Raw genomic sequence first — 506 nt, 5'->3', positions numbered from 1 at the left:
TATAGAGAGAAATGGCAAGCGCAGTGATGAGTTCGGTCGCTCTGAAGCCTGCCTCCTTCGCCGCCGACAAGACCACCGTGAGGGGGCTACCGTCGCTCGCCAGAACCACCACCCTCAGAGTCAGCGCCAGCGGCGGCAAGAAGATCAAGACCGACACCCCCTATGGAACTGGCGGTGGCATGGACTTGAAAGGTGGCGTCGATGCCTCCGGCAGGAAGCCTACGGGAAAGGGCGTTTACCAATTCGTCGACAAATACGGTGCTAATGTGGACGGATACAGCCCGATCTACAACAGGGACGAGTGGTCTCCGAGCGGCGATGTGTACGTGGGCGGCACCACCGGCTTAGCGATCTGGGCGATCACCCTGGCCGGTCTGCTTGCCGGTGGCGCACTTCTCGTCTACAACACTAGTGCCTTGGCCCAGTAAAAACACCCACCATCATCAATACTACTAGTACTACTATTCTTGCTTATTTAGTTAAGTTTCCATGGACGTACTCGCTCC

General features: G+C 56.9%; 1 protein-coding gene. It reads left to right on the top strand.

Annotated features, from left to right (window positions below; all coding sequences use genetic code 11):
- Positions 1–179: 179 nt before the first annotated feature.
- The gene (gene psbR / locus GFJ41_RS20565) at positions 180–428 is read left to right on the top strand and encodes a photosystem II protein PsbR (protein ID WP_438943023.1); all 249 of its coding nucleotides are present in this window, start codon (positions 180–182) and stop codon (positions 426–428) included.
- Positions 429–506: the final 78 nt, after the last annotated feature.

The organism is Paraclostridium dentum, assembly GCF_012922555.1.
GTDB classification, from domain to species: Bacteria; Bacillota; Clostridia; order Peptostreptococcales; family Peptostreptococcaceae; genus Paraclostridium; species Paraclostridium dentum.
The sequence above is the reverse complement of the archived record's forward strand: the minus strand, read 5'-3'. Positions and strand labels throughout refer to the sequence as shown.

Coding starts and splice junctions, on each gene's coding strand:
- psbR (WP_438943023.1), top strand. CDS start 180: ATGGACTTGAAAGGTGGCGTCGATGCCTCCGGCAGGAAGCCTACGGGA.